General features: G+C 69.7%; 22 protein-coding genes. 8 read left to right on the top strand and 14 right to left on the bottom strand.

The window, feature by feature from the left end:
• Nucleotides 1-28: 28 nt before the first annotated feature.
• Nucleotides 29-760, bottom strand: coding sequence for a lytic transglycosylase domain-containing protein (locus ACFYY8_RS08810; protein WP_390038657.1), 732 nt, complete (start codon nt 758-760; stop codon nt 29-31).
• Nucleotides 761-1,066: 306 nt separating this feature from the next.
• Between ACFYY8_RS08810 and ACFYY8_RS08805 the strand changes: the two genes are divergently transcribed.
• Genes ACFYY8_RS08805 through ACFYY8_RS08795 form a run of 3 tightly spaced genes read left to right on the top strand, consistent with a single transcriptional unit; the run spans nt 1,067 to nt 3,758 of the window.
• A complete protein-coding gene (locus tag ACFYY8_RS08805) occupies nt 1,067-1,741 on the top strand; it encodes a response regulator transcription factor (RefSeq protein WP_352013797.1) in 675 nt (224 codons plus the stop codon).
• Complete coding sequence (locus tag ACFYY8_RS08800; protein ID WP_390038655.1) at nt 1,738-3,165, top strand: ATP-binding protein; 1,428 nt, start codon at nt 1,738-1,740, stop codon at nt 3,163-3,165. The genes ACFYY8_RS08805 and ACFYY8_RS08800 overlap by 4 nt, the downstream gene beginning before the upstream one ends.
• Before the next feature lie 32 nt (nt 3,166-3,197).
• A complete protein-coding gene (locus ACFYY8_RS08795; RefSeq protein ID WP_352013799.1) occupies nt 3,198-3,758 on the top strand; it encodes a hypothetical protein in 561 nt (186 codons plus the stop codon).
• 23 nt (nt 3,759-3,781) lie between these two features.
• Here the strand turns inward: ACFYY8_RS08795 and ACFYY8_RS08790 are convergent, their stop codons facing one another.
• The 8 genes from ACFYY8_RS08790 to ACFYY8_RS08755 form a co-directional block, all read right to left on the bottom strand.
• Complete coding sequence (locus ACFYY8_RS08790; RefSeq protein WP_352013800.1) at nt 3,782-5,131, bottom strand: PhoH family protein; 1,350 nt, start codon at nt 5,129-5,131, stop codon at nt 3,782-3,784.
• A 222-nt stretch (nt 5,132-5,353) separates the two neighbouring features.
• The gene (locus tag ACFYY8_RS08785) at nt 5,354-6,121 is read right to left on the bottom strand and encodes an isoprenyl transferase (RefSeq protein WP_390038652.1); all 768 of its coding nucleotides are present in this window, start codon (nt 6,119-6,121) and stop codon (nt 5,354-5,356) included.
• A 47-nt stretch (nt 6,122-6,168) separates the two neighbouring features.
• Nucleotides 6,169-6,678, bottom strand: coding sequence for a hypothetical protein (locus ACFYY8_RS08780; RefSeq protein WP_390038650.1), 510 nt, complete (start codon nt 6,676-6,678; stop codon nt 6,169-6,171).
• Between the two features lie 129 nt (nt 6,679-6,807).
• On the bottom strand, nt 6,808-7,209 hold the full coding sequence (locus ACFYY8_RS08775) for a hypothetical protein (RefSeq protein ID WP_390038648.1): 402 nt from the start codon (nt 7,207-7,209) through the stop codon (nt 6,808-6,810).
• A complete protein-coding gene (locus ACFYY8_RS08770; protein ID WP_390038646.1) occupies nt 7,202-8,023 on the bottom strand; it encodes a DUF692 family multinuclear iron-containing protein in 822 nt (273 codons plus the stop codon). The genes ACFYY8_RS08775 and ACFYY8_RS08770 overlap by 8 nt, the downstream gene beginning before the upstream one ends.
• Nucleotides 8,016-9,011 carry a TIGR04222 domain-containing membrane protein gene (locus ACFYY8_RS08765; RefSeq protein ID WP_390038644.1) on the bottom strand — a complete coding sequence of 332 codons (996 nt, stop codon included), beginning with the start codon at nt 9,009-9,011 and terminating at the stop codon, nt 8,016-8,018. The genes ACFYY8_RS08770 and ACFYY8_RS08765 overlap by 8 nt, the downstream gene beginning before the upstream one ends.
• Nucleotides 9,012-9,248: 237 nt before the next feature.
• Nucleotides 9,249-11,048 carry a phosphoenolpyruvate carboxykinase (GTP) gene (locus tag ACFYY8_RS08760; protein WP_390038642.1) on the bottom strand — a complete coding sequence of 600 codons (1,800 nt, stop codon included), beginning with the start codon at nt 11,046-11,048 and terminating at the stop codon, nt 9,249-9,251.
• Between the two features lie 290 nt (nt 11,049-11,338).
• On the bottom strand, nt 11,339-11,866 hold the full coding sequence (locus tag ACFYY8_RS08755; RefSeq protein WP_390038640.1) for a hypothetical protein: 528 nt from the start codon (nt 11,864-11,866) through the stop codon (nt 11,339-11,341).
• A gap of 122 nt (nt 11,867-11,988) precedes the next feature.
• On the opposite strand from ACFYY8_RS08755, the gene ACFYY8_RS08750 reads away from it, so the two are divergent.
• Nucleotides 11,989-12,588 carry a TetR family transcriptional regulator gene (locus tag ACFYY8_RS08750; protein WP_390038638.1) on the top strand — a complete coding sequence of 200 codons (600 nt, stop codon included), beginning with the start codon at nt 11,989-11,991 and terminating at the stop codon, nt 12,586-12,588.
• Nucleotides 12,589-13,012: 424 nt separating this feature from the next.
• Here the strand turns inward: ACFYY8_RS08750 and ACFYY8_RS08745 are convergent, their stop codons facing one another.
• The 3 genes from ACFYY8_RS08745 to ACFYY8_RS08735 form a co-directional block, all read right to left on the bottom strand.
• On the bottom strand, nt 13,013-14,266 hold the full coding sequence (locus tag ACFYY8_RS08745; protein WP_390038636.1) for a C40 family peptidase: 1,254 nt from the start codon (nt 14,264-14,266) through the stop codon (nt 13,013-13,015).
• Nucleotides 14,267-14,476: 210 nt separating this feature from the next.
• The gene (gene greA, locus ACFYY8_RS08740) at nt 14,477-14,977 is read right to left on the bottom strand and encodes a transcription elongation factor GreA (protein WP_352013810.1); all 501 of its coding nucleotides are present in this window, start codon (nt 14,975-14,977) and stop codon (nt 14,477-14,479) included.
• 106 nt (nt 14,978-15,083) lie between these two features.
• Nucleotides 15,084-15,512: a DUF4307 domain-containing protein gene (locus ACFYY8_RS08735; RefSeq protein ID WP_390038634.1), complete on the bottom strand. Its 429-nt coding sequence runs from the start codon at nt 15,510-15,512 to the stop codon at nt 15,084-15,086.
• 222 nt (nt 15,513-15,734) lie between these two features.
• On the opposite strand from ACFYY8_RS08735, the gene mca reads away from it, so the two are divergent.
• Together mca and ACFYY8_RS08725 are read left to right on the top strand one after the other, a co-directional pair.
• Nucleotides 15,735-16,619, top strand: a complete 885-nt coding sequence (gene mca / locus ACFYY8_RS08730; protein ID WP_390038632.1) for a mycothiol conjugate amidase Mca — start codon at nt 15,735-15,737, stop codon at nt 16,617-16,619.
• Between the two features lie 67 nt (nt 16,620-16,686).
• A complete protein-coding gene (locus ACFYY8_RS08725) occupies nt 16,687-16,878 on the top strand; it encodes a hypothetical protein (RefSeq protein ID WP_352013813.1) in 192 nt (63 codons plus the stop codon).
• On the opposite strand, the gene ACFYY8_RS08720 is transcribed toward ACFYY8_RS08725, so the two are convergent.
• The gene (locus ACFYY8_RS08720; protein ID WP_352013814.1) at nt 16,873-18,012 is read right to left on the bottom strand and encodes a hypothetical protein; all 1,140 of its coding nucleotides are present in this window, start codon (nt 18,010-18,012) and stop codon (nt 16,873-16,875) included. The genes ACFYY8_RS08725 and ACFYY8_RS08720 overlap by 6 nt on opposite strands.
• Nucleotides 18,013-18,294: 282 nt before the next feature.
• On the opposite strand from ACFYY8_RS08720, the gene ACFYY8_RS08715 reads away from it, so the two are divergent.
• On the top strand, nt 18,295-20,991 hold the full coding sequence (locus ACFYY8_RS08715) for a M4 family metallopeptidase (protein ID WP_390038629.1): 2,697 nt from the start codon (nt 18,295-18,297) through the stop codon (nt 20,989-20,991).
• Nucleotides 20,992-21,124: 133 nt separating this feature from the next.
• Nucleotides 21,125-22,336 (top strand): pyridoxal phosphate-dependent aminotransferase, encoded by a 1,212-nt coding sequence (locus ACFYY8_RS08710; RefSeq protein ID WP_390038627.1) that lies wholly within the window; start codon nt 21,125-21,127, stop codon nt 22,334-22,336.
• Nucleotides 22,337-22,379: 43 nt separating this feature from the next.
• Here the strand turns inward: ACFYY8_RS08710 and ACFYY8_RS08705 are convergent, their stop codons facing one another.
• The gene (locus tag ACFYY8_RS08705; protein WP_390038625.1) at nt 22,380-23,291 is read right to left on the bottom strand and encodes a hypothetical protein; all 912 of its coding nucleotides are present in this window, start codon (nt 23,289-23,291) and stop codon (nt 22,380-22,382) included.
• Between the last annotated feature and the right edge of the window lie 66 nt (nt 23,292-23,357).

Below are 23,357 nucleotides of genomic sequence, written 5' to 3'. Positions count from 1 at the left end.
ATGGTCAGACTTGCCGACTCTTGGAGTCTCAGTACCACCCCGTGGCCTGGGAATGGCCCCAAGCACCACAAGGGGTGCCGTAACGCCCCTTGATGTAGGTGAGGCCCCACTGGATCTGGGTGGCCGGGTTGACCTGCCAGTCGCTGCCCGCGCTGGCCATCTTGCTGCCGGGCAGGGACTGCGGGATGCCGTAGGCGCCGCTGTAGCGGTTCATCGCCCGCTCGTTCCAGCCGCTCTCCTTCATCCAGAGCTTCTCCAGGCAGCCCCACTGGTCGCCCCAGCCCATGGCCTCCAGCATGCTCTTGCCGAGGGCCTTGTTGCCGGTGGGGTTCGCGCTTCCCGGCGGGAAGGCCTTGGGGTCGAAGCCGTTGCCGCCCGGCGCCTTCTTCGGGATGACGATCGGGTCCAGCGGGTCACGGTCACCGCGCGCCGCCTTGAGTTTGTCCTCCTTGGCGGCCTGGGCGGCCTGCGCCTTCATGACGTCGGTCTTGGGGTCCGGCGCGAAGGGGTCGCCTCCGCCGAACACCCTGGCCAGTTCGTCCACCGAGAGCGCGGACTCCGAGGCTGTCGCCGAGGCGTTCTGGATGGCGGTGCGGACGGTGAACCCCCCGCCTCCGACCACCACGACGATCGACGTGCCGATGATGACGGCGCGCTTGGGAGTCAGCCATCTCCGCGGCCTGCCGGTCCCGTCGGAGCGGGCCGTACGGCGAGAGCGCGGAGCCCGGGGCTCCTCCGAGTGTGGTGATCCTGAACTCACGACCTATGAGCTTGCCGTGCTCTGGGGGGTGCTTCGCAACCCGAACGATGGAGTTGACGGCTGTTCAACAGCACGTCCAATGGGATTCGTGCGACCTAGGTGCGTGACTACATGGTCTTTCCTTGACACTGACCGGCAATTGTGATGTTAATCACACTTTTCTCGGGAGACCTGTCCCACGGGCCCCTGTTCCGAGGGAAGTGGCCTCGGTCAAGCCTCACAGAACAGCGTCATGATCTCGCCCAACCCTCGTCACAGTTTCGTGACGTGGCAGGTGCTATCGGGCATTGCAACAATAATGACCGCGTGGCTGGCATCCTCCTTGTAGAAGACGACCCCTCGGTCCGGACCGGGCTTGAGCTGGCGCTGAGCCGTCAAGGCCACACCGTGACCTCGTACGGCACCGGCGAGGAGGCACTCGACCACATCCGGTCGCGCCGCCCCGAGATCGCCGTGCTCGACGTCATGCTTCCCGGGATCGACGGGGTCGAGGTGTGCCGCAGGATCAGGAAGCTGGACCAGCTCCCGGTGATCCTGCTCACCGCGCGAGGCGACGACCTGGACGTGGTGGTCGGGCTTGAGGCCGGGGCCGACGACTACGTGATCAAACCGGTCGAGCCGAGGGTCCTCGACGCCCGGATCCGCGCGGTCCTGCGCCGGGTCGAGTCCCTGGCCTCCGACCGCATCACCTTCGGCGACCTGGTCGTCGACCGTGGCGCGCTGAAGGTCTCCCTCGCCGGCCGGGAGGTCCACCTGACCCCGACCGAACTGCGCCTGCTGCTCGAACTGGTCCGTCACCCCGGCCAGGTCCTCAACCGCAGATACCTGCTGCGGGCCGTGTGGGACCACACCCACGTCGCCGACTCCCGGCTGGTCGACGCCTGCGTCCAGCGGGTCCGCGCCAAGATCGAGGCGGTGCCCGCCGAGCCCGAGTTCATCCACACGGTGCGCGGTTTCGGCTACCGCTTCAGTCCGCCGTGAGACGGATCTACACCGGTCTGCGCGGGCGCCTGGTCATCACCTTCACCCTGATCGCCATCGCGGCCTCCTCCCTCGTCGCGGGGATCGGCTACGAGCTGGTCAAGACCCGGGTGATCGAACGCGCCGAACAGGTCGCGGTCGGCGACGTGCGCAACACCCTCGAAGGGATAAGGGTGCCCATCGGCGGCCTCTGGCCCGGTGAGACACCGCCGACCGACACGGAGATCGACGAACTGCAGAAGAGACTGCGGACCCCCAACGGCGCCGTCGTCGTCCGCTACGAGGACCCCCGAGTGCCGCGGGACGAGTACCTCTACCCGGACGGCGACTTCAGCATGAACGACGTCCCGACCGACCTCGTCCTCGGGGCCGACCGCAAGATCGCGACCAAACGGCAGCGGATCAACGGCCGCATGTGGCTGATCGTCGGCACCCCGGTGTGGCGGATCGAGCCGATCCACACCGCCCAGCCGACCGGGATGAGCATCTTCGCCTTCGTCCCGCTGTCCGAGGAGGAACAGCTCCTGAACGACCTGCGCCAGCCCCTGGCGGCGGCGGGGGTCATCATGCTGGGCATCGCGCTCGCGGTCGCCCTGCTGTCGGCCAGGCGGGTACTGCTGCCCGTCAGGAGGCTCGGCTCCGCCGCGCGCGCCCTCGGCGCCGGCCACCTGGACACCCGGCTGCCGGTGCACGGCCAGGACGAGCTGGCCGAGCTGACCGCGACGTTCAACGACACCGCGGCCGCCCTTGAGCGCAGCGTCTCCGAGCTGCGCGCGCTTGAGGCGATGTCCCGCCGTTTCGTCGCGGACGTGTCCCACGAGCTGCGGACCCCGCTGACCGCGATGACCGCGGTGACCGACATGCTCTCCGAGGAGGCGGACCGGCTGCCCAGCGAGCCCGCGGCGGCCGTACGGCTGGTGCTCAGGGAGATCGCGCGGCTGCGGACCCTGGTCGAGCAGCTCATCGAGGCCAGCCGGTTCGACTCGGGGACGGCGACGCTGCACCTGGACAGCGTGAACGTCGCCGACGCTGTCAGCGACTGCCTTGAGGTGCGGGGCTGGCTGGACAAGGTGCGGACGAACGTGCCGCAGGGCCTGACCTTCTCCCTCGACCCCCGGCGCTTCGACGTGATCGTGGCCAACCTGGTCGGCAACGCCCTGCGCCACGGCGAGCCCCCCGTCGTGGTGACCGCGCGGAGCACACCGAACGGGCTTGAGGTGAAGGTACGCGACCACGGCAAGGGCATCCCGGCCTCCGACCTGCCGCACGTGTTCAACCGCTTCTACAAGGCCGGGGCCAGGGGCGACGGCAGCGGTCTCGGCCTGTCCATCGCACGGGCCAACGCGCACCTGCACGGCGGCACGATCTCGGTGCGCCCGCAGGACCCGGGTACGCTCTTCACGGTCTGGCTGCCCCCCGCATGAACCGCGACACCAGGAGAACGAGGAGAACGGCGATGCGGCGCGCGCGGCGGCTCACCTGCCTGCTGACGGCCGTCCTGACGCTGAGCGCGTGCGGGATCGCACCGACCGAGGTGCAAGACCTGGGACGCCCCCCGGTGATCAGCTACAGCCCCACGTGGGTGACGGTCTATCTGCTCCACAACGGCCGTCTGGAGCCCGCCAACGTCCCGGTCGGCTCGAACTCGGCGAAGAACATCATCGACGCCCTGTTCAGGGCGGGCAAGCAGCCGCCGAAGCCGGAACTGAAGCTGACCAGCGCGCTCGGCTCCTTCAGCCACCACGACACCGAGACCACGAGGTACCGCGACGAGTCGCCGCGCAACGACCCGTCGGGCAACCTGGGTTACCGGCTGACCGTGATCGTCACGGGCGCCGGGGAGATGTCCAGGGAGGCGCTGGCCCAGATCACCTGCACGATCCGGCAGAACAAGCAGGAGAGCATCTGGAGCGTCGAGGTCACCAGGCTGTTCCCCGGAGCGCCGAAGACCTGGGGGGAGCACACCTGCTTCGAGTACCGCGATCTCGCGGCCAAAGGGGTGCGACTCCCCCCGTGATCGTCACGGGCCCTGCGGCCCGATCACATCGTGACGTCCTCCAGCATCTCGGTGACCAGCGCGGCGATCGGCGAGCGCTCGGAACGGGTCAGCGTGACGTGGGCGAACAGCGGGTGTCCCTTGAGCTTCTCGACCACCGCGACCACGCCGTCGTGCCTGCCGACCCGCAGGTTGTCGCGCTGGGCGACGTCGTGGGTGAGCACGACCCTGGAATTGGCGCCGATCCTGCTCAGCACGGTGAGCAGGACGCCCCGCTCCAGCGACTGCGCCTCGTCCACGATGACGAAGGCGTCGTGGAGCGAACGCCCGCGGATGTGGGTCAGCGGGAGGACCTCCAGCATGCCCCTGTCGATGACCTCCTCGATCACCTCGGGGCTCGTCACCGCGCCCAGGGTGTCGTAGACGGCCTGGGCCCACGGGCCCATCTTCTCGTTCTCCGAACCGGGCAGGTAGCCCAGCTCCTGGCCGCCGACGGCGTACAGGGGGCGGAAGACGATGACCTTGCGGTGCTGACGCCGTTCGAGTACGGCTTCGAGGCCCGCGCACAGGGCCAGGGCCGACTTGCCGGTTCCCGCCCTGCCACCCAGCGAGACGATGCCGACCTCGGGGTCCATCAGCAGGTCGAGCGCGATGCGCTGCTCGGCGGAACGGCCGTGCAGACCGAAGACCTCCCGGTCGCCGCGCACCAGGCGGACCGACTTGTCCGGCTGCACCCGGCCGAGGGCGGAACCACGGCTGGACAGCAGCCGCAGGCCGGTGTGGGTGGGCAGGTCACGCGCCTCCGCCAGGTCGGCCGTACCGTGCTCGAAGAGCGTCTCGACGTCCTCCGTGGTCACCTGGAGCTCGGCCATGCCCGTCCAGCCCGACTCGACGGCGACCAGTTCCGCCCGGTACTCCTCAGCTGCGAGGCCGATCGAGGCGGCCTTGATCCGCATCGGCAGGTCCTTGGAGACCAGGACCACGTCGTGCCCCTCCGCGGCGAGCGTGCGCGCCACGGTCAGGATGCGGGTGTCGTTGTCGCCGAGCCGGAAGCCGACGGGAAGGATGGATGGGTCGCTGTGGTTGAGCTCCACCCGGATGGTGCCCTCTCCGATGGGCATCGGCTCGTCCAGCCGTCCGTGTGTCACCCTCAGGTCGTCGAGGGACCTCAGCGCCTTGCGCGCGAAGTATCCGAGTTCTGGATGATGGCGCTTGCCCTCCAACTCGGTGATGACGACGATCGGGAGGACCACCTCGTGCTCCGCGAAACGGCTTATCGCCGCTGGATCCGCCAGGAGGACCGAGGTGTCCAGGACGTACGTACGCCGGTTGGTGACCGGCGACGTCGGTGAGGACGACGAAGGGTTTGCCACGCGTTCTCCCCCGGGCGCCATGGGGGGCGCCCTGCCATGAGCTGGGATGCGGACCGGACCCGGACCCACACTCGCGGCATGACGAGGAGGCACCGGTGACCGGCCCTCCTTGGCAGGTCGTGACGCAAAGGTGGGCCCTCTCCGGAGTAGACGAGCTGCGCCCGTCTACTTGTTACGGTACGTCCTGAATGCCCGTCTTCCAACAGGGCAAGTCCTGCTGAAAGACGGAGTTCACGTCCTGTTTCAGGAGCCGTACCGTCGGTGCCGCGCGGCGTACGAGCGCAGGGCCCGCAGGAAGTCGATTCTGCGGAAGTCAGGCCAGTAGGCCTCGCAGAAGTAGAACTCCGAGTGGGCGCTCTGCCACAGCAGGAAGCCGGACAGCCGTTGCTCCCCCGAGGTCCTGATGACCAGGTCAGGGTCGGGCTGGCCGCGCGTGTAGAGATGCTCCGCGATGTGCTCGACATCGAGGACCTCCACGATGTCCTCGATGCTCGCGCCCTTGCTGGCGTGCTCCTGGAGAAGGGAGCGCACCGCATCAGCGATCTCACGCCTTCCCCCATACCCAACGGCAACGTTCACAATCAAACCCGGACGGTGTGATGTTGCCTCTTTAGCGTTTTTCAGGACACGGGCCGTGTGATCGGGCAGCAGGTCAAGCGCTCCCATGGGCTTGACATGCCAGCCGTCATCGACGAGTTCCTGGACCACGTCCTCGATGATCTTCACCAGGAGGTCCAGCTCGTCCTTGGACCGGTTGAGGTTGTCGCTGGACAGCAGCCACACGGTGACCACCTCGACCCCGGCCTCCCGGCACCAGCCGAGCAGCTCGGAGATCTTGTCCGCGCCCTTGCGGTGACCTCGGCTGATGTCATCCAGGCCCATCGAACGCGCCCAGCGCCTGTTCCCGTCGACGATCACGCCGACATGCCGGGGGACCATCTCGCTCTGACGGGACAGCTTCCCTTCCAGCCGCCTCTCGTAGAGCCGGTAGACGAGATCACGCACGCCCATTGAAGCCCTCCCCTCAACGCCCGCCGTCGAAGGGCGCCGCCAGGCAATTATCGCCGCCCCAGAGACCTCCGCGCCCCCTCTATCGGGGTTCTGGGGGAGTTGCCGGACTTCTGTGCTCCCAGACATTCCTCGGCCTCGGCGACGAGTCCGTCCACGAAAGCCCCGAGTTCCGCTGAGGTGAGCACCGCGCGCATCCCGACGCCTCCGTGGCCCCAGGCCTCGAGAAAAGCCCTCCTGGCCAGGCGCCACTCTCCCGGGCGGTCCCGGCCCCCGGGAATCCAGATCGGGATGGTGCGCAACTGGCAGCGCAGCTCACCCCCGCTGACGATCCCCTTCCTCGTCCGGTACCTGAAGGTGAACAGCTCGTCGTCCTCGGGGAAACGGTCGTCCGGATCCGGCCACTGGTCCTGCTGACCCGCGCGGGCCTCCGCGACGCCCGTGGCGAGCCCGACGAGGAACCACCCGCACCTCTCGCCAACCGTTCCGTACAGCGCGCCGTCCCGGTGAAGTTCGAGCGTGACCTCGTACGGCGAGCCGATGCTGTCGCGGCACGCCACCGGCGTAACGGTCAGGTACGACCCATCAAGGCAACGCAATCCCCCCACCCCAGAGAGGGTATCCCTGGCACAGGCTGCCAAAACGTCTCCGGGGTCGAGCGGGCCACCATGGGTCACCCGCGCCCCGGCTCAACCGCTCCCTCTCCCCAGGACCCGGCCCAGCAGCCGTCCCAGCCCACCGGAACGGCCGGCCCGCGCGGCGGCGCCGGGGGGCTCAGGGAGCAGCCCCCGCTCGCCGAGCCAGGCCGCGAAGTCACGCGCGTCGGCCCGGGAGCCGCCCTCCGGCTTGGGGCGCCCGCGCGCGTAGCCGTCGAAGTGGGCCGCGAAACCGTCGCCGAGCAGGACGACCAGGTCGGGCCTGATCCCGGCGACCGTACCGCGCCGTTTGGAGATCAGCGCGCCCTCCTGGACCCGCAGCCGCGCCGTGTCGAACCCCTCGGGGACCTCGCCCCCCGCGACCAGGGCCGCGACCAGCTCCGCCTGCGCCCTGCCCAGCTCCTGCCGCGCCCGCTCACGGGAAGGCTCAGACACGGGCCATCGCACCGCGAATACGGCCGAGCTCCTCCTCGAACACGGCGTCACTGGGGTAGTCGCCGTCCCATTCGAGCAGCACACCCGGCGGCTCGGTCCTGGCGCACAGCTCGGTGAGGATGTCCAGCACCTCCTGCGGCACCCGGGAGGTGTGCGTGTCGTGCCAGAGCCCGTGGTGGGAGTGGCCGCCCGCGACATGGACGTACGCCAGCGCGGAAAGCGGCAGCCCGTCCAGCGCGGAGACCGCCCCGAGCCCCAGGTTGACCTGGTTGGTGTAGAGGTTGGCGACGTCGACCAGCAGTCCGACCCCGGTCGCCTCGACCAGCTCTCCGAGGAACTGCGCCTCGGTCATCTCGTCCTCGGGCCAGCCGAACAGCGCCGCCACGTTCTCCAGCGCCAGCGGTACGGCCAGCGCGTCCTGGGCCCGCCGTACGTTCTCCACCACGACCGACAGGGCGGCCCTGGTTCGCGGCACGGGCAGCAGGTGGCCCGCCTCCATGCCGCCCGCCCGCACGAAGGCCAGGTGCTCGCTGACCAGGGGCGAGCCCAGGGCCCGCGCGCAGGCGTCCAGGTGGGCCAGTCTGTCCGGGTCCGGCGGCTCCGCGCCGCCGATCCCGAGGCCGACGCCGTGCGGGATCACCGGAACGCCTCGGGCCAGCAGCACCCGCAGCGACTCGGGGAGCGCGCCGGGCCGGAGGTTCTCCGCGATCACCTCGACGAAGTCGACGCCGGGCATGCGCTCGACGGTCAGGTCGATCTCGGGCCGCCAGCCCAGGCCGACCCCCAGCCGTCCGGCCTCCCCCTGCTCAGCCACCGCCGCATCCTCCTCCGCAGCCGGAACCGCAGCCCGAGCCGCCGCCGCAGCTCGACCCGCCCGAGTCTCCACCACCGCCCGAGTCCCCGCCGCCGCCCCAGTCTCCCGAGCCGAAGTCACCGCCGCCGCCGAAGGAGGAGCCCTCGGAGGAGGACAAACCTCCGCCGCAGGCGCCCGCGGCGCAGCTCGACCCGCCGCCGGCGGTGTGGGCGTTCCTGTTCAGCTCCTCGGTCAGCAGCGGGTCGCCCAGCTCGCCCAGGCCGTACAGGGCCACGGGGAAGGCGACCGCGAAGGCCAGGTCGGAGGTCGCGGGACGGGCACCGCGCACGTGGACCCCTCGGGCGGCGGCGAGCGTCTCGTGCCCGGCCCGGCTGAGCGCCCCCCGCAGGGCTCGCCGCATCCGCGAGTAGACGACGAGGCCGCTCACCGAGGCCACCGCCCCTGCCAGCGTGGACAGCACGCCCAGGTGCCCCCACGACAGGACGGACATCAGCGAACCGAACTCGAAGATCGCCGCGATCACGGTGAGGACCAGCAGCCTGCCGTGGAGTCTGCGCGCCTCGGCGAAGGCGCCCTCGGGCACCAGCAGCCCCATCCCCAGCAGGCGGTAACGCAGGCCGTCCACGGCGATCCCGGTCCCCACCGTACGGCGCAGCTCCGCCGCCGGGCAGGAGCCGCCCCGCTCCCTGAGAGCGTCGAGAACGGCCTTCTCGACCGGTTCCGCGGGGAGCAGGGCGCCCATCACGAGGCTGATCCGGCCGCCCCTGGCGACCCGGATCGAACCCGCCCTGGCCAGCACGCCGAGCGCGGTGTTGACCGCCCTGAGCGGCCCACCGGCCAGATAGGCCAGCTCGTAGGGGCCCAGGGGCGCGCCCGTACCCCTCGGGGTGCCCGCGAGTACCCTGCGATGCTCGCTCCGCAGCCCCACCGCGGTGGTCCATACAGCCGCCACGAGAGTGACGCCGATGACGAGCAGTGTGAATTCCATGTCCGCCTCCGGGGGGAAAGGCAAGGCGTGCGCGTGTGACTGTTCTGTCAGGTAGACGTGGGGAACGTCCCCGAGGTTGCGCCGTACCGCCTTTTTGTCGTCATCTTTGTCGCCTCGGTCTTCCCCTACCCCCGTACGGCACCCGTACGACACGACACGCCGGTCCCGATACGTGCCCGCGAGGGGTTCGTACCGGAACCGGCGTGTCGGATATCCCCGGCGAGGGGGACGCGTGGATCAGCCCAGACGCTCGACCAGCGCCCGGTACTCGTCCCACAGCTCCCTGGGCAGGTGGTCGCCGAAGGTCTCGAAGAAGGCCGGGACCAGGGCCGCCTCCTGGCGCCAGACCTCCTCGTCCACGGTGAGCAGGGTGCGCAGGTCCTCGGCGGGGATGTCGAGGCCCTCGGTGTCCAGCTCGGCGGGCAGCAGGCCGATGGGCGTCCGCACGGCCTCCGCCTCACCGTTGAGGCGGTCCACGATCCACTTCAGGACGCGGCTGTTCTCCCCGAAGCCGGGCCAGATGAACCGGCCGTCCTCGCTCTTGCGGAACCAGTTCACGTAGTAGACCCGCGGGAGGCTGACGCCCTCGCGCCTGCCCAGGCCGATCCAGTGGGCGAAGTAGTCGCCCATGTTGTAGCCGCAGAAGGGCAGCATCGCGAACGGGTCGCGGCGCAGCTCACCGACCTTGCCCTCGGCGGCGGCGGTCTTCTCCGAGGCGATGTTGGCGCCGACGAACACGCCGTGGTTCCAGCTCAGCGACTCGGTCACCAGCGGTACGGCGCTGGCCCTGCGCCCGCCGAAGAGGATGGCCGAGATCGGCACGCCCCTGGGGTCCTGCCACTCGGGGGCGATGGTCGGGCACTGCCCGGCGGGCACGGTGAAACGGGCGTTGGGGTGGGCGGCGGGCTCGTCGCTCTCCGGCGTCCAGTCGCGGCCCCGCCAGTCGGTCAGGTGCGCCGGAGGCTCGTCGGTGAGCCCCTCCCACCACACGTCGCCGTCGTCGGTCAGGGCGACGTTGGTGAAGATGCTGTTGCCCCAGAGCGTCCTGATCGCGTTGGCGTTGGTCGACTCGCCGGTGCCGGGGGCGACGCCGAAGAACCCGGCCTCGGGGTTGATGGCGTACAGGCGGCCGTCGTCGCCGAAGCGCATCCAGGCGATGTCGTCGCCGACCGTCTCGACCTTCCAGCCCGGGATGGTCGGCTGGAGCATGGCCAGGTTGGTCTTGCCGCAGGCGCTGGGGAAGGCCGCCGCGATGTAACGGGTCTGCCCTGAGGGGGGCGTGAGCTTGAGGATGAGCATGTGCTCGGCGAGCCAGCCCTCGTCGCGCGCCATCGTGCTGGCGATGCGCAGGGCGTAGCACTTCTTGCCAAGCAGGGCGTTGCCGCCGTAGCCGGAGCCGTACGACCAGATCTCGCGGGTCTCGGGGAAGTGGCTGATGTACTTGGTGGAGTTGCACGGCCACGGCACGTCGGCCTGGCCGGGCGCGAGCGGCGCGCCGACCGAGTGGACGGCCTTGACGTAACCACCGCGCTCCTCGATGAGCCGCAGCGCCCGCTCCCCCATCCGCGTCATGATCCGCATGGAGACCACCACGTACGGCGAGTCGGTGATCTCGACGCCGAGCTGGGAGATCTCACCGCCGAGCGGCCCCATGCAGAACGGCACGACGTACATCGTGCGCCCGCGCATGCAGCCCTTGAAGAGCCCGGCGAAGGTCCGGCGCATCTCGTCGGGGGCGATCCAGTTGTTGGTCGGGCCCGCGTCCTGTTCGCGCTCGGAGCAGATGTAGGTCCGGTCCTCGACGCGGGCGACGTCCGTGGGGTCGGAGGCGGCGTAGAAGCTGTTCTGACGCTTGGACAGGCGGGTGAGCGTCCCCTGCTCGACCAGCAGGTTCGTCAGCCGGGTCCATTCGACCTCCGAGCCGTCGCACCATTCGATCCGGTCGGGCTGGGTCAGCTCGGCGATCTCGTTGACCCACGCGGCCAACTCTTCGTGGGTGGTAGGACTGGGGGCGGTTACGTCCTCGATAACGGACACTGCTACGGCTCCTTACGCTCCTCAGGGCCAGGTCATCATTGACGACCAAACCGCCGTTAATCCAATTGGCATAGACCAGTGAATAACGGCTGTCCGTCGCCGCAACGACTCCGAACCGGCCCCGGCGACCGGCATAAGGGCAGGCAGGAGTCATGATGTTCCGGGTGACCTACCCAAAAGAAGCGACGTTAAAGGAGCGTGTTCCGGCAGTGGTATAGGCCATTAACAGAGGTCTAAACCAATCACCGCACAGGTTCAGACCAATTTCGGCCCGTTTCCCCTGGCCCGCCTCAGGAACCGATGTCCGGGCCGGAGGCACGCACCCGGTCGACGTGCTGAAGCGCGTCGCGCAGATCGGCCAGCCAGGTGTCGGTGTGGGCACCCACCAGACGCACACACCAGGCGAGCGCGTCACTGCGGCTGCGTGCGACCCCAGCCGCCACAAGAGTGTCCAGGACGCGCCGCTCGGGCTGGCGCAGACGTGTCATGACCGGGACCGAGAGTGTGGTGAACATCACCGTCTCGTCACCCACCACGACGCCCCACGAGACCTTCCTGCGGAAGCGGTGCTCGGCCTCCCTGGCGATCTCGACGCGCCGTTCCCTGGTCTCCTCGCGGAAGCGCTGGACGCCGCCCTCGACGGCGGCGGCCCGCTCGACCTCGGAGACGCCCTCGGCGGGCGTGGGCGCGGCGAGCCTGCCGACGACCGTGATCTCCTCACGGTCGAACACGATCTCGGGACGCCCCTCGAACCATTCCTCGGGCAACCGTCCGGAGAACCAGCCACGCAGCTTCTCGACCGCTTCGTCACTATCCATGTAATCGAGATTACATCGCTTCATCCAAGGGGACCATCGCCGGCCCCGGACAGGGACAGGTGGGCCTCCTGTGGCACTCGTTGCAGTGTTCACACCTGTCACCTAGACGCGACAATCGGCCCATGAGCTCACCTCAGCGCCCCGAGGGACTACGCGAACGCAAGAAGGCCAGAACCCGGCGAACCATCCAGGAGCAGGCGCTGCGCCTGTTCGCCGAGCAGGGCTACGACGAGACGACCGTCGAACAGATCGCGGAGGCCGCGGAGATCTCGGCGAGCACCTTCTTCCGATACTTCCCCACGAAGGAGGATGTCGTCGTCCAGGACGACCACACCCCCCTGGTGATGACGGAACTGGCCGCCCAGCCCCCTGAGCTGGCGCCGGTCCCGGCGCTGCGCGCGGCGGTGCACACCGCCTTCACCCGGCTCGCCCCCGAGGAGGAGGCGCAGATCCTCGCCATGACCAGGCTCCAGTTACGCCACGTCGCGCTGCGGGCCAGGGCCGTGGACAGCATGATCTGCACCATCGACACCCTCGCTGAGGCCCTCGCCGGGCGCCTGGGCCGCCACAGCGGCGATCCGCTGAGCCGTACGGCCGCGGGCGCGGTGGTCGGCGCGATCCTGCCCGCCCTGTTCGGCTGGGCCGAGTCCGGCGGCGTCACCCGCCTCGCCGACACGGTCGACGAAGCCCTGTCCCTCCTCGAATCGGGTCTAAAGGCCTAGAACTCCTCCGATGCCAAGCGGCTTGGGCGCGTCGGTGCTTGGACTGAGGAACGCAGGAGCGCAGCGACGAAGAGACGAGGGAAAGCACCGACCCGAAGCGTCCAAGCCCCGCGACGCCGCAGGCGTCGCAAAGAGACCCGGCTTGGGCGCGTCGGTGTCTGGACTGAGGAGTGAGGGAGCGAAGCGGACGAACGACGAGGGAAGACACCGACTCAGGGCGCCCGAGCCCCCGCGACGCCGCCAGGCGTCGCAAAGAGACATGGCTTGGGCGCGTCGGTGCTTGGACTGAGGAACGCAGGAGCGAAGCGACGCAGTGACGAGGGAAAGCGCCGACCCGAAAGCGCCCAAGCCCGCGACGCCGCAGGCGGAGCAAGGGGACACAGCCCGCGACGCCGCCAGGCGTCGCAAAGAGACAGAGCAACAACTACCTGACTTGGGCGGCTATCTGGGGGCTGATGCGGACGGCGCCGGCGAAGTTTCTGGTGTAGATCGGGACGAGCTTCACCACGTCACCGGTCCTCGGCGCGTGCAGCATCTTGCCGTCGCCCCAGTAGATCGCCACGTGGGAGACGTAGCCGGGGTTGGTCGGGTCGTTCCGCCAGAACAGCAGGTCACCCGGCTGGGCCTGGGAGAGTTCGATCCGCGGCCCGGAGACGAACTGCTGGTGCGTCACCCGGGGGACCTGGATGCCCGCCTGGCGGTAGGCCCACTGGACCAGGCCTGAGCAGTCGAAGGTGTCGGGGCCCTCCGCTCCCCACACGTAGGGGCGGCCGAGTTTGCTGATCGCGGCGGTGAGGACGGTCCTCATCTGGGGGGCCGTCGGGAAGGCGCCCACGGGCCAGGCGGTGCGCCTGGGCGCGGTGAACACCGGGTTGATCGTGGCGACCTGGCTGCCCTTGGGCAGGACGCGCAGCAGCCTGTTGCGCAGTTCGGCCGAGTCGGCGCCCGGCGCGCTCACCACCAGCGCGTTGTCCTGGGGGAAACCGAGGGAACGCGCGGTCTGCTGGGAGACGACGGCGTCGATGGCGCCCATGCCCATGGTCGCGTAGGCGCCGACGCGCAGGCTCGTCCTGGAGGTGGAGACGGTCTTGCCCAGGGTCATGCCGCCGTCGTTGCCCAGGACGAAGGAGACGACCAGTTCTCCCGCGGAGACGTTGCGCCAGAGCCGGTCGGAGCGCGCGGTCGGCTTGGGGGTGAAGGCGCGGAACGTCGAGGGGTTGACCCCCAGCGTCTGCACCCGTTTCCCGTCCAGGACGACCTCGGCGGCGTCGGCGCGTTCCACCGCCCGCACCCCGGAGAGCCGGGTCACCTTCGCCACGGCCGCCGAGCTGAGCGGTTTGTTCGTCACGACGAACAGGTGAGGCTTACGGATCGTGGCCAGCGGGGCGACCGGGGGCGGCGGGGTCTGGACCGGGGTGGGGGTCGCCGTGTTCTGCGGGACCTCCTGGAGCGCTCCCTGAAGCGTCTGTCTGGCGACGGGCCTGCGCAGGGCCGTCGTCGAGGGGTCGTCGGGCAGTCTCAGGACGATCACCACGGCCGCGGTCAGCATGACCACCGCGACCGTCGCCATGATGGGAACGGCCAGGCGCGGTGTGCGGATGCGGGGGCGCGGACTGTAGGCGAGGTCCTGTCTGGTCTCGTCGATCAACCGGGAGACACGCGTCCGCCTGTCGGGCACGACATCTTCCCTTCCACCCGTCCTGATCCACCCCTACGTAGAGTGCCGTACGCCGCGCCGCAATGCGCAGGAACTCACCAAAACGCTCCAAACACGACACGCTGTGCGGTGACGGTGGGGTTTCGGCCGGCCCGAAGGGCCCTGGACATGGGCATGGACATGGCTATCCGCCGGGACCCGGTCCCGGCGGATCAGCTTGTCCGGTGGAGATCAGTTGCCGATGTACGGCACGGCCTCGATGATCTCAACCGTGTTGGACCTGCCGTTCGGCATGGTGTAGGTGGCCTTCTCGCCGATCTTCTTGCCGTTGATCGCCGCCCCCAGCGGCGACTTGGGCGAGTAGACGTCGATCGGGGCACCGCTCTCCTCGCGGGAGGCGAGCAGGAAGGCGACCTCCTCGTCCTCTCCCTCGAACCGTACGGTGACGGTCATGCCGGGCCCGACCACGCCCTCGGCACGGGGGGCCTCACCGACCTTGGCGTTGTCGATGATCTGACGGAGGTGGAAGATGCGGGCCTCCATCTTGCCCTGCTCGTCCTTGGCGGCGTGGTAGCCGCCGTTCTCCTTCAGGTCGCCCTCTTCCCTGGCGGCCTCGATCTTCTTCGCGATGTCGACACGCCCGGGCCCCGAGAGGTACTCAAACTCCGCCTTCAGGCGGTCGTACGCCTCCTGAGTTAGCCAGGTGACGCTCTCGTTTCGGGAGTCGGCCACGGGTTCTCCTTGCTTCCTCTGTGGGGCTTGGTACTAAGGGGTAGCGCTCGTTCGAATTTCGACAGGCTAACAAGTTAACCGGCCGAGCGCTTCCCCAAATGTCTCACTATACGAGATAGCAGTAGTGAACGTCGCCGGAAGTGGCCCGGCTACTGGTCTCTAGCCTCTCGGTAAGGCGGACATACCCCTCACCAGCGGGAATATTGACCTCACGGCTGCCCACTTCGACATGATCCACATCCATGGCCCTGATCCTGCACACGGCGGCGCGGCCGGAGGGCTTGACCACTTCGAAGGTGATCTGCAGAGAATCGCCGCGGCTGGTGTCGAACGCGATGACCTGGTCGATGACCTCGGTGTTGCCCTTGGACGCCCACATCACGTATCCCCAGCCCCCGGCGCACACCGCGCAGAGGATCGCGATCACGACGTGCACGACGAAGCGCCCCCTGCGCTCCGGACGGTCGGGGAAGTCGTCCGGGGTGCCGAGCACGGGGCCGGTCTGGCGGCCCGTCCCGGCCTCGCTGGTGGCCATGCGGAATCTCCCTGCGCTACCTCGGTGTTATCCAAGACAATTGTCTCTCGCGGGGGCCTTGCCCTCGCGACCGCCCAAGAGAAACTAACCTCTCTTTAGAGTGACCCAGCCCAACCCGGGGAGCGGTGCGGCAGGCGGGGGCCGAGCACGTCACGGCGATGAGCGCGTCCGTGCGGCCCGCGCGGACCCCAGCGCGCCCAACGAAGAGGAGACACCGAGCCCGTGAGTGCACCGCTGAGGCTGATGGCAGTTCACGCTCATCCCGACGACGAGTCGAGCAAGGGTGCCGCGACCATGGCACGCTATGTCGCCGAGGGCGTGGATGTGCTCGTCTGTACCCTCACCGGAGGGGAACGCGGCTCGATCCTCAATCCCAAGATGGACCGTCCCGACATCCTGGAGAACATCGGGGAGGTCAGGCGCCTGGAGATGGAACGCGCGCGGGAGATCCTCGGCGTCGAGCAGCGCTTCATGGGGTTCGTCGACTCGGGCCTTCCCGAGGACGAGAGCGAGCCGCTGCCCGAGGGTTGCTTCGCCCTGCAGCCGCTTGAGATCGCCGCCGCGCCGCTGGTCGCCGCGGTGCGCTCGTTCAGGCCGCACGTCATCCTCACCTACGACGACGACGGCGGCTACCCGCACCCCGACCACATCATGACCAACCGCGTCTCGGTCGAGGCCTTCGAGGCGGCGGGTGACCCCGACCGCTACCCGGAGGCGGGCGAGCCCTGGCAGCCGCTCAAGCTCTACTACCAGATGGGCTTCACCAAGGCGCGCTTCGAGGCGCTCCACGAGGCGATGAACGCCCGTGGCATGGGCTCGCCGTACGCCGACTGGATCTCCCGGTGGGAGGACCGGCCGGAGAAGTGGCCGGTGACCACCCGGGTGCCCTGCGGCGACTACTTCGAGGTCCGCGACCTGGCGCTCCTGGCGCACGCGACGCAGGTCGACCCGGACGGCTTCTGGTTCGTCTGCCCGCGCGAGCTCCAGGCGGAGATCTGGCCGACGGAGGACTACCACCTGGCCCGCTCCCTGATCGACACCACGCTCCCCGAGGACGACCTGTTCGCCGGCATCCACGCCGCCGAGGTCTCCCCCGCCTGCCACTAGGGAAATCACCGGCCCCTTCGGCCCCGCCGGAGGCGGGACCACGGGGTCGGGATGGCAGACTTGAAGGGTGCCTACAGATCCGAACTCTCTCAATTCCCTGGTCAGCCCCGGCCTGCTGGGCTTCCTGATGGTCGCCGCGCTCGGGCTCGCCCTCTACCTGCTCGTCAAGTCGATGCGCCGGCAGATCTCCAAGATCGAGGTGCCGTCCGAGGCCGAGCTGCGGCAGCGGGACAGGGACGGCGCCACGCCGATCTCATGACCAGGCGCGCTCAAGGGCCTTCGGCAGGCCCCAGCGCCCCAGCGGGGTGAGCACCTCGCTCTTGTCGACGATGCCCAGGCAGGCCCACAGCGGCGTGACCGAGCTGAAGAGGGTCTCCGCCGCCTCCAGGTCCTCCGGGTCGTCCATCTGGACGTCGATGTCCTCGGACTCGGCGATGAACCTGGCGATCCGCTCCGGTGAGGCCAGCACGCCGGGCCCCCGCCTGGCCAGTGTCGCGACCACGGCCAGCCAGTCGGCGTGGTGGATGGCGCACAGCGCGGCCAGCACCGCGTCCTCGTGGCTCAGCTCACCGTCCAGGTCGGCGAACTCCTCGGGGACGTCGTCGTCCTCCGGCAGGTCGGAGACCGGTCCCGCGATGCCGGCGGTGACGCTCAGCCACAGCTCCTCGTCGTCGGCGGGAAGCGGCTCTCCCTCGTAGCCCGCACAGGCCCGCAGCACGTTTCCCGGGTAGCCGGGGTCGGCCAGCACCTCGCGCAGCCGTACGCAGGCGGCACGCAGGTCCGCGGCGGGGCGCTCCGGGGGCGGCAGCTCGGCCAGGATGCGCCGCAGCTCGCCGAGCGCGAACGCCTCCTCCTCGTCCCAGGCCGCGAACAACTCCTCGTCCTGCTCGTCGCTCACCGCGATCCCCGGCACCCGGCCGTCGGGCAGCGGGCCGTTGAGCCAGCGCTCCTGCAGGTCCTCGTAGGCCTCCCTGGCCCGTTCGTCCCGTAGCGCGAGCGCGTCCGGGTCGATCTCCCCCGAGGCGACCCGCTCCTCGAGGAAGGACACCATCCGCTGGAACATCTCCCTGGCGACCGGGCCTCGTTCGTCCTCCTCGGGCCAGACGAAGAAGCTGCGGGTGAGCAGGAGGGGTTCCGTGCCGGTCGACTCCAGCCACCGCTGCACGTCACCGACCGTCGCGTTGCCGGACTCGATCGCGCCAAGCGTCGTCTTGGCCGAGTCCCAGAAGTGGGGGGACAGCGGGTTGCCCAGCGCCGCCAGCGCCCTGCGCAGGTCGGGAACCGCCACCAGGGCGACTCCCGAGGGTACGGCGAGCAGCGCGCGGGCCACGTCACGCCGGGTCAGCTCAAGGGCGGGCCGTCCCGCGTGCACACAGACGAAGTCGAGATCCACGCCCAGTGAGCCTACGCGCGAAGCCGCTCGAACACACCTCCCAGCCCGTAAACTTCCTCCCCGCGTCCAAAGAGGGATCGCCGGGACACCTCACCCATCCCACCGGCCGTTTTCCCCGGCGCCAGGAAAGCCATCTAGAAAGCACCAATTCCCCATTGGTCGCTTTAAATCTATCAGACAACAGACATGACTAATAGTCATGATTTTTCGCCAATCTCCTGCTAGATCATGATTATCGCCTTTTGAGCAGTCTCGGCGATCTTCGAGACGTCAGGAGAACTCGTGCCACGACCCCCCAGAAGTGTCGCCACGGCGACGCCCGTCGCCGTGATCCTCTCCCTCACCGCGGCCCTTGTGACAAACACCCCCGCCCACGCGGCCGACCCACCCGCCCAGGTAGAGCCCCGTACCGGCACCGAAACCCCCGCCCTGGTCAGCGGCCTGAACGAGGCCCCGGTCAGCGGCGACCCCGTCGCCGTCGCCCGGCACCACCTCCGCCAGGGCCGGTACGGGATCACGAACGTGAACACCGACCTGGTCCCCCTCGACGTGGTCCGCGACGGCCAGGACGAGACCGTCCGGTTCGAGCAGCGCTACCAGGGCATCCGCGTTTTCGGCGCCAACTACCTCGTGCAGATGACGAAGGAGGGCAACGCCCACCGGGTCACCGGAGCGGGCGGCCGTTTCCTCACCGAATTGAGTGTTTCGACCACGCCGAAATTCCCGGAAAGGCTCGCTCTCGACGTCGCGCGCTCCCGGACCGCGGCACGGACCGGCGGCGAGAAGGAGGCCCTCACCGCGGTCTCCGGCGGCCTCGTCGTCGTCCCGACCGGCGAGGGCCTGCTGGCCTGGCGGGTGACCGTCACCGGAACCGACGCGCGCAGGCAGTTGCCGCTGCTCACCGACGTCTACGTCAACGCGGGGAACGGCGCCCCGCTGTTCGCCTCCGACCGGATCCGCACCGCCGTCGAGAGCTCCGCCGAGGGGCACGTCGCCACCACGGGCACGACGGTGCGCGGCGCCACGGTGCCGATCAACGCCTACCAGCGGGCCGACGGCAAGTATGAGCTGCGCGACCGCACCCGGTGGAACGGCACCGTCGGCGAGGTCGTCACCTACGACGCGCAGAAGCGCGACGTCTCGCGGTTCCAGGGCTCGCTGCCCGCGGACACCCCGATCGTCGCCTCCGACACCCCCACCTTCACGGGCACCACCACGGAGATCGGCGCGGTGGACGCGCACTGGGGCGCGAACCAGGTCTACGAGTACTACCGGCGGCTCGGACGTGACGGGCTCGACGGCAAGGGCGGCTCGATGCTCTCCGTCGTCAACGTCACCTCCTCCGGCAGGCCGTACATCAACGCCTTCTGGGACGGCACCAAGATGGTCTACGGCGGGGGCGGTGACCAGTACTACTCGCTGGCCTCGGCCCTGGACGTGGTCGGCCACGAGATGACCCACGGCGTGGTCGAGCACACCGCCAACCTGGTCTACTTCGGTCAGTCCGGCGCGATGAACGAGGGCATCGCCGACTACTTCGGCAACGCCATCCAGGGCGACGCCGAGGGGATCGACCCGGCCGACCCCGAGGCGGGGCTGCTCGGCGAGACGCTCTGCCGTACCGGGACGCCGCGTCAGTGCGCCCTGCGCGACCTCAACGACGGGCGCGTGGCCGCCGACGACTATGTGGGCTCCACCGGCCGCATCGACAGCGCGGGCGTCCACCTCAACTCGACGATCTTCAGCGGCGCGCTGTGGGACATCCGCGAGAAGCTCGGCGCCAGGGCCGACAAGGTCGTGCTCAAGGCCCTGTCCGAGTACATGACCCCGCTCGACGACTTCAGCGACGGCAGGCGCGCGGTGCTGGCGGCCGCCGTACGGTCCCGGCTCGGTGCGCGGGACCTGCTGACGATCGCGCGGGCCTTCGACGCCCACGGCATCAGGAACGGCTGGGAGCGCCGCATCGCCACCGACCACGACGTCCTGCTGCGCGGCGTCACCGACCCCTACGCCCAGCCGGACGCGGCCGGCGACCGTTACGTGGTCACCAACTCCTCCGCCGACCAGACCGCCCCCGCGGCCGTCTACACCGGCCGGGTGCGCGGCGGCAAGGCCGTCCAGCTCTCGGAGCCGAACGAGATGTCGAGCTACGACGCCGTGACGGACGGCAGGAGCGCGGTGTGGACGACCTACGTCCAGCGGGAGGACGGCTGGAAGATGCAGCTGTGGAGCAGGCCGCTCGACCGCTCCCAGCCGCAGCGGCTGATCCACGAGGGCGACGGCGACGTGCCCAACATGGCGGTCGACGGTGACACGATCGCCTACTCGGTCTGGGACTCGACCACGGGCGGCTACGACCTGTGGGTCAAGAAGGGCGACGCGGCCCCGGTCAACATGACGCCGCAGCCCGGGATCTTCAGCAGGGTGCCGACGATCAGCAACGGCCGGATCGCCTACATCAAGCTGTACCTGTGGGAGGGCGGCCCCCGCCGTATGGTCATCACCACCCGTGACCTCGCCACGGGCCAGGAGACCGACCTGCCGACCCCGCCGAGCCCGCCGAACGTGATCGGGCTCGTGAGCGGCCCGGTGCTGACCGGCACCTCCCTGTTCTGGCTCCAGGACGCCCAGCAGGACGGCCTTCAGGGCATCATGCGGGCCAACGCCGACGGCGGTTCCCCGGTGGCGCTCACCCCGGACGACGCCACGGCGCCCAAGCTGCTGGACATGGACGCCACGGACACGGCCATCACCTACAGCGTCTACCCCGACCTGACGGTGATCAGCAACGACACCCTGCCCAAGATCACCCAGATCCCGGCCAAGGGCGGCAAGGCCGTACGGGTCACCTGCAACCGGGGTGAGCAGGCCCAGTTCGCCTCGGGCGAGGGCGGCAGGGTGATCTGGATCGACGGCACCGCGGCCCACGTGGACCTGGCCACCCGGGCCCGTCCGAGGGGAACCTGCCGGGCGGCGTAACCGTACCGGGGCCGTATCAAGCTGTACCGATGCTGTAGCGAGGTCGTTCAGCGGGCGTGGGGGCGCCCGCTGAACGGCTCCACAGGCGGGATCGGTGGGCGGTATCGGATGAATCCGCCGTTAAAGTGTGATGATGTACGTACGGCAGTCCGACAAGCTGGCCAACGTCTGCTACGACATTCGCGGTCCCGTACCGAAGCGCGCGGCAGAGCTGGAGTCCCAGGGTCACCACATTCTCAAGCTGCACATCGGCAACCCTGCTCCGTTCGGCTTCGAGGCTCCCGAGGAGATCCTGCAGGACATCATCCGCAACCTGCCCGTCTCCCACGGCTACGGTGACTCCAAGGGCATCCTCAGCGCCCGCAGGGCCGTCGTACAGCACTACGAGGGGCACGGCTTCCCCGACCTCGGTGTGGAGGACGTCTACCTCGGCAACGGCGTCTCCGAGCTGATCGTGATGGCGATGCAGGCGCTGCTCAACAACGGCGACGAGGTGCTGGTCCCCTCCCCCGACTACCCCCTGTGGACGGCCGCGGTCTCGCTCAGCGGCGGAACCCCCGTCCACTACGTCTGCGACGAGGGGGCCGACTGGCTGCCGGACCTCGACGACATCGCCTCGAAGATCACCGACAGGACCAAGGCCCTGGTGATCATCAACCCGAACAACCCGACGGGCGCCGTGTACCCGCCCCGGCTGCTCGAAGGCCTCGCCGACCTGGCCCGCAGGCACGGTCTCGTCGTCCTCGCCGACGAGATCTACGACCGGATCCTCTACGACGGCGCCGTCCACACCTCGATCGCGGCGCTGGCCCCCGACCTGTTCTGCCTGACCTTCTCCGGCCTGTCGAAGACGTACCGGGTGTGCGGCTACCGCTCGGGCTGGATGGTGCTCTCCGGCCCCAGGGAGCGGGCGTCCTCCTACATCGAGGGCCTCGACATCCTGGCCAACATGCGCCTGTGCCCCAACGTGCCCGGCCAGCACGCCATCCAGGCCGCCCTCGGCGGCCACCAGAGCATCGACGACCTCGTACGGCCCGGCGGACGCCTGTGCGAGCAGCGCGACCGCGCCTGGAAGCTGCTCAACGACATCCCCGGGGTGAGCTGCGTCAAGCCCCTGGGCGCGCTGTACGTCTTCCCCAGGCTCGACCCCGAGGTCCACCCGATCACCGACGACGTCCGTTTCGCCCTCGACCTGCTCGAACGGGAGAAGCTCCTCATCGTGCAGGGCACCGGCTTCAACTGGGCCCGCCCCGACCACTTCCGCCTGGTCACCCTCCAGCACGCCGACGATCTCGAAGAGGCCATCGGCCGTCTGGGGGGCTTCCTGTCCACCTACCGGCAGTGACGTCCCGTGACCGCTTCTCCGTCGTGCCCTGACGGGAAGGCCGTCACGATCGGCCGGCCCCCTCACGGTTGCGCGGTGAACCGTCCACCGGCGCCTCCGGCGTGTGCGCGGCCCCCGGCCGGGCCGGCAGGCCGAGGTGCGCGATGATCCGGTCGGCGACGGGGGCGAGCAGGTCGTGGAGCCGACGGGTGGCGTCCGCGCCGAGGGCGGCCCAGGGGCGTTCCGCGAGTTCGTCGGTCCGTTCCTCGACCGCCCGGCGGAGGGCCTGACCCGCGGTGGTGAGTCCGCGTGTGTCGGGTTCCAGCAGCCCGCGGGTGATCAGGCGCCGCTCGGCCGCCTCCCACTCGTCGTCCGTCCACTCCCGGATCCCCTGCAGCCGCTCGCGCCGGTCCGCGCCGGCGGCGACGACCAGCACCAGGGCCTCGGGCCCTTCGACGCCGGAGTGCAACAGCGCGGCGAAGTGGCCGTCACCCCGGTGTTCACGCAGAGTGGTCGCGGCCTGCCAGAGCGCCAGGTGAGGTCGCGACGGCAGAGGCAGCGCGGCGTTGGCGCTGCCCAGCGGGCGGCCTGGGACGTCCCGGCAGGCGTTCGCGGCGAACCCGGCGAGCCCGGCCGCTTCGGCCAGCTCGGGTGCGGCGACGGACCGCTCTCCGAGGATGGCGCGGAGGCCGGCGTCGGCGGCGGTCAGTCGCGCCGCGAGCACCGCTTCGGGGTTCGTCTCCGCCCGGACCGCGCGGACTTCGCGCTCCACCATGCGCGGGCTGAAGTGGTGGAACAGCGCGTGGACAACGGCCGGGGAGACCTCCCCCAGCGGAGCGGTGCGCAGCGCGAAGTACGGCGTCCAGCGGCCGGTCAGCCCGAGCCGCCGGAAGGCTTCGCCGGCCTGCGGGGCGAGGACGGCCACCAGATGGTAGGGCTCCAGGACGGCGCGCATGGCCCGGGTGAGATCGTTCACGGAAGCCTCCGAGGCGGGTGGGGAGAAGTCGCGGAGCAGGCCCGGGCCGTGCTCCGCCGTGCCCGG

The sequence above is a fragment of the Streptosporangium sp. NPDC001559 genome, from assembly GCF_042893955.1.
GTDB lineage: Bacteria > Actinomycetota > Actinomycetes > Streptosporangiales > Streptosporangiaceae > Streptosporangium.
Note: the sequence above shows the minus strand (reverse complement) of the source record. Positions and strands in the feature narration are given on the sequence as shown.

Excerpts from the sequence above, each read along its gene's own strand:
- ACFYY8_RS08755 (WP_390038640.1), bottom strand. The coding sequence starts at position 11,866 with ATGGATAGTGACGAAGCGGTCGAGAAGCTGCGTGGCTGGTTCTCCGGA.
- ACFYY8_RS08795 (WP_352013799.1), top strand. The coding sequence starts at position 3,198 with ATGCGGCGCGCGCGGCGGCTCACCTGCCTGCTGACGGCCGTCCTGACG.
- ACFYY8_RS08750 (WP_390038638.1), top strand. The coding sequence starts at position 11,989 with ATGAGCTCACCTCAGCGCCCCGAGGGACTACGCGAACGCAAGAAGGCC.
- ACFYY8_RS08765 (WP_390038644.1), bottom strand. The coding sequence starts at position 9,011 with ATGGAATTCACACTGCTCGTCATCGGCGTCACTCTCGTGGCGGCTGTA.
- ACFYY8_RS08790 (WP_352013800.1), bottom strand. The coding sequence starts at position 5,131 with ATGGCGCCCGGGGGAGAACGCGTGGCAAACCCTTCGTCGTCCTCACCG.
- ACFYY8_RS08735 (WP_390038634.1), bottom strand. The coding sequence starts at position 15,512 with ATGGCCACCAGCGAGGCCGGGACGGGCCGCCAGACCGGCCCCGTGCTC.
- ACFYY8_RS08710 (WP_390038627.1), top strand. The coding sequence starts at position 21,125 with ATGTACGTACGGCAGTCCGACAAGCTGGCCAACGTCTGCTACGACATT.
- ACFYY8_RS08785 (WP_390038652.1), bottom strand. The coding sequence starts at position 6,121 with ATGGGCGTGCGTGATCTCGTCTACCGGCTCTACGAGAGGCGGCTGGAA.